This window comes from Corallococcus exercitus, from assembly GCF_003611585.1.
Lineage (GTDB): Bacteria > Myxococcota > Myxococcia > Myxococcales > Myxococcaceae > Corallococcus > Corallococcus exercitus.
Genome location: NZ_RAVW01000078.1, coordinates 24,366 through 28,568 on the forward strand (window position 1 = coordinate 24,366; position 4,203 = coordinate 28,568).

Sequence of the window (4,203 nt, forward strand, 5' to 3'; positions counted from 1 at the left end):
CGCCCCATGGCCCAGCACTTCACGAAGGCCCAACACGCGTCCCTTTGCGCGCTGCTGGGCGCGGCCCCGGGTGATGGCGCGGAGGCCCTGGCGCACCGGCCGCCGGTGCCGTTCCGCGACGTCCAGCGCATCCTCGCCCTGCCGGAGCTGCCCCACGTCCACCTGCTGGGCGAGGACACGTGGCTCCTGGGAGGCCGCCTCCTGCGCTGGCTCACCCACGACACGCGCCCCGGTGGTGACTACGACCTGTTCTGCGCTTCGTTCCAGGCCCTGGAGCGGACCGCGAGGCACATGCTGTCCACGGGCTACACGCCCTGCCGGAGGCGCGTGGCCACGCAATGGGGCCCCTGGCTGAAGGACCGCGTCCAGGGCCGCGACATCCACGCGCCCTGCAAGCAGGCCGTCCCCATGGAAGAGACCGCGCTCCAGGAGCGGCTGCGGCTGCGGCGCTTCCCGGACGGCCGGGAGATGTACGCACTGGAGCTGCACTCGCCGGAGGGACACCAGCTCCAGCTCGTGCACATCCCGGCCCTCTTCACCGGGGGCGGCGACGCCGTGGGCCAGCAGCTGGCCTTCACGGACCTGAGCATCTGCCAGTTCCTCCTGGACGGCAGCCTGCTGCACGCGGGCCCCTACGCCTGGGCGGACCTCCTTGGACAGCGGGTCCGGGTGGTCCACATGGTCCGCCCGCGCATCACCGCGGAGCGTCTGCTCAAGTACGCCGTCCGGGGCTTCTGGCCCGACGCGCGGTCGGTGCGCACGGTGTTCCAGGCCGTGCGCAAGGGCTGAGCGGCACGGCCCTGGCGGCACGGACGCGCCCTGCTAGCATCGGGCGCATCCCCCCGCTGAAAGCCGACTCCGCTGAACGCCACCGAACCGCGTCACCTCGCCGGCCTGGACCTGCTCCGGTGCCTGGCCATCCTTGTCGTCGTCTTCTTCCACTACCCGCGCCCGGAAGGTCACGAGGCCTACCACGTGTTCGCCAACTTCGGCTGGACGGGCGTGGAGCTGTTCTTCGTGCTCAGCGGCTTCCTCATCGGCTCGCAGCTGCTGGAGCCGGTGTCGCGCGGTGAGACGCCGTCGCTCAAGCGCTTCTACCTGCGGCGCTCGCTGCGCATCCTGCCGTCCTTCCTCGTCGTGCTGGCCCTGTACCTCTTCGTGCCCGCATGGCCCGAGCGGCCCGTGGTGACGCCCGCGTGGCGATTCCTCACGTTCACGCAGAACTTCGGACTGAGCATCAACGGCTTCTCCCACGCGTGGTCGCTGTGCGTGGAGGAGCACTTCTACCTGGTGCTGCCGCTCACCGTGCTCGCGCTGCGCGGACGCCTCCGCGCACCGTCCCTCATCGCCCTCGCGGCGGCCGTGATGCTCGGGGGCATGCTGCTGCGCGGCGGGCTGTGGATGCAGTCCTTCTCCACGCTCGGGCCAGAGGAGCCCGGCTGGCGCGACTACGACAGGCTGCTCTACTACCCGACCTACGCGCGGCTCGACGGGCTGACGTGCGGCGTGCTGCTCGCGGCCCTGCGCGTGTTCCGGCCCGAAGCCTGGGAGCGCTGGACGCGCGGCGCCCGCGCTGGAGGGATGGCCTTCATCGGCCTCGCGTGCCTGGGAGGCGTGCTCTTCCTCAACGAGGAGTACTACCGCAACCTCCCGTATACCGTGGTGGCGTTCCCACTGGTCTCGCTGGGCTTCGCGGCCCTGGTGATGGCGCTGGCAGGCCCCTCGGCCTCGCGCGTCTGCGCCCGCATCCCGGGCGTGAAGACCTTCGCGGTCCTGAGCTTCACCGTCTACCTCACGCACAAGGCCATGCAGCACGCGGTGCGTGACGCGCTGAAGCCCCACGGCATGGACGCGTTCCACGTCGTCACGGTGCTGGGCGGCGTCGTGGCGGTGCTGCTCGCCTCGCTCGCGCTGCATCAGGGTGTCGAGCGGCCCATGCTGAAGTTGCGCGAGCGGCTGGAGCGCAGGCTCGCGCCGAAGAAGCCGCTGCCCCAACCCGCCGTCTCCTGAAGGCCGCCCGCGCTTCTGCGCGACAGAAGCCGCGCACGGGGCCCGCCCTGGGCCCGGACGCCGCGTGCGCGTTAAACGTCGCGCATGCGCCCCTTCCTGACGGCGACGTGGCGGTACCTGCTGATGCTCAACTACGAGGTGGATCCGGCGGTGCTGCGGTCCCTCGTCCCCCGTGGCACGGAGCTCGACGCGTGGCAGGGCCGCACGTTCGCGAGCATGGTCGGCTTCCGCTTCCTCGACACGCGCGTGCGGGGACTCGCGGTGCCGTTCCACCGGGACTTCGATGAGGTGAACCTGCGCTTCTACGTGCGCCGCCTGGGCCCCGAGGGCTGGCGGCGCGGCGTGGTGTTCGTGCGGGAGATCGTCCCCCGGCTCGCCATCGCCACCGTGGCGCGCGTCCTCTACAACGAGCCCTACGTCGCGTGCCCCATGCGCCACGCCGTCGCCATGGATGGCGCGGACACCGGCGCGCCCGGCCACGTCGAGTACGCCTGGAGGTCCCACGGCCGCTGGCACCAGCTGTCGGCCCGGACGCTCGGCGCACCGTCCGAGAGCACGCCCGGCTCCCAGGAGGAGTTCATCACCGAGCACTACTGGGGCTACACCGCCCAGCGCGACGGCGGCTGCGCCGAGTACCGCGTGGAGCACCCGCGCTGGGCCGTCTGGCGCGCCCACGAGACCGCCTTCGACTGCGACGTCGCCCGCTTCTACGGCCCCGCCTTCGCCGGGTGCCTCCAGGGCCCGCCCCACTCCGCCTTCGTGGCCACCGGTTCGGAAGTGGCCGTTTTTCCAGGAAATGAACTCCTGCCCTTGCCAAGCCCGTAGAAATCAATATTCTCAAACTCGAAATTGATTTTCTGAACCCCATGACGACTCCCAAGCCCACCTGGCCCGTGCCCACCCGCTGCCCCATCTGTGGAGGCGGCACCGTCATCGAGCGGGTCCGCTGCGATGGGTGCGCGTCCGCAGTGGAGGGGCGCTTCACGACGGGCTGGGTGCAGCAGCTGTCGCCGGAGCAGCTCGCGTTCGTGCGCGTGTTCATCGCGTGCCGGGGGAAGATCAAGGACGTGGAGCAGGCCCTGGGCCTCTCCTATCCGACGGTGGTGTCGCGGCTGGACGACGTGGTGGAGGCCCTGGGGCAGGTGCCCGGAGCGGCCCCGCCTCCGCCTGCTCCTCCGCCGCCGCCTTCCCCCCGCGAGCGCGGCTCTCCGCGCCGAGCGCAGATTCTCGATGACCTCGCGGCCGGGCTCATCGACGCGGACGAGGCCGCCCAACGTCTCAAGAAGGCACGGGAGTAACCACCATGATGGACCCTGAAGCCACGCCGTCCTCCGACGCCTCGTCGTCCTCGCGCGACGGTTCCCAGCGCCACCCGATTCCGTGGGGGCAGCACGCGGAGCTGGAGCTGCACGCGCTCGCCGCCACGCTCGTCGTGTCGCCGCTGCCGGAGGGAGAGAAGCCTTACCTGGTGACACACGGCCGGGTGGAGGCGCGCATCCAGGAGCACGGCCGGGTGACGAAGGTGGAGCTGGTGCCGCGCGAGGCGGGCTTCCTGTCGCTGTTCTGGCGCCAGGGCGGACAGGCGGAGCTGTTCGTGCCGCCGGACGTGAAGGCGAAGCTCCAGCTGGACGCGGGCGCCGTTCGCATCGCGGGCCTGAAGGACTGCGAGCTGGACCTGTCCACCGACGCGGGCACGGCGAGCCTGCGCGACGTGCACGGCAAGCTGACCCTGCGCACGGGCGCGGGCCGCATCATCGGCGAGCGCGTGGGCGGCACCTTCCACGTCCACGCCGCCGCAGGCGCGGTGAAGCTGGACGTGGACGCGCTGGACGTGGGCGAACACCGCATCGGGACGCAGGTGGGCGCGGTGGAGCTGCGCCTGGTGTCCGGGCTGGACCTGAACATCTCCGCGCACACGTCGCTGGGCTCCACGCAGACGCGCTATCCGTCCAATCCCCACGCGGCCACGACGCTCCTGCTGGAGACGGAGCTAGGCTCGGTGCGAGTGCGTGAGTCGGGCCGCTCGCGCCACGAGGAGGCGGAAGGCTGGGAGGAGGACTCGCTGCGCTGGCAGCGTCAGGCGGAGCGCTGGCAGCGCCGCGCGGAGCGCCACGCGAACCAGTGGGCCCACGCGTGGGCGAACTCGTGGGGCGCGCCGTCCTGGTCCCATCACGGCCCCCCGCACCACCGCCC

Annotated in this window: 5 protein-coding genes; all 5 read left to right on the forward strand. The window is 71.6% G+C overall.

Translation table 11 applies throughout. From position 1 onward, the window contains the following. Positions 1–6 precede the first annotated feature (6 nt). Positions 7–789 (forward strand): hypothetical protein, encoded by a 783-nt coding sequence (locus D7W79_RS12655; RefSeq protein WP_120525626.1) that lies wholly within the window; start codon positions 7–9, stop codon positions 787–789. A 111-nt stretch (positions 790–900) separates the two neighbouring features. Further along, positions 901–2,010: an acyltransferase family protein gene (locus tag D7W79_RS12660; RefSeq protein WP_120525627.1), complete on the forward strand. Its 1,110-nt coding sequence runs from the start codon at positions 901–903 to the stop codon at positions 2,008–2,010. Positions 2,011–2,094: 84 nt separating this feature from the next. Then, positions 2,095–2,835 carry a YqjF family protein gene (locus D7W79_RS12665; RefSeq protein WP_120525628.1) on the forward strand — a complete coding sequence of 247 codons (741 nt, stop codon included), beginning with the start codon at positions 2,095–2,097 and terminating at the stop codon, positions 2,833–2,835. 41 nt (positions 2,836–2,876) lie between these two features. Continuing rightward, positions 2,877–3,308, forward strand: coding sequence for a DUF2089 domain-containing protein (locus tag D7W79_RS12670; RefSeq protein ID WP_120525629.1), 432 nt, complete (start codon positions 2,877–2,879; stop codon positions 3,306–3,308). Between the two features lie 5 nt (positions 3,309–3,313). Further along, positions 3,314–4,203 (forward strand): DUF4097 family beta strand repeat-containing protein (locus tag D7W79_RS12675; RefSeq protein ID WP_208729716.1); only part of this gene is annotated, 890 nt, incomplete at its 3' end.

Coding starts and splice junctions, on each gene's coding strand:
- D7W79_RS12665 (WP_120525628.1), top strand. CDS start 2,095: ATGCGCCCCTTCCTGACGGCGACGTGGCGGTACCTGCTGATGCTCAAC.
- D7W79_RS12655 (WP_120525626.1), top strand. CDS start 7: ATGGCCCAGCACTTCACGAAGGCCCAACACGCGTCCCTTTGCGCGCTG.
- D7W79_RS12670 (WP_120525629.1), top strand. CDS start 2,877: ATGACGACTCCCAAGCCCACCTGGCCCGTGCCCACCCGCTGCCCCATC.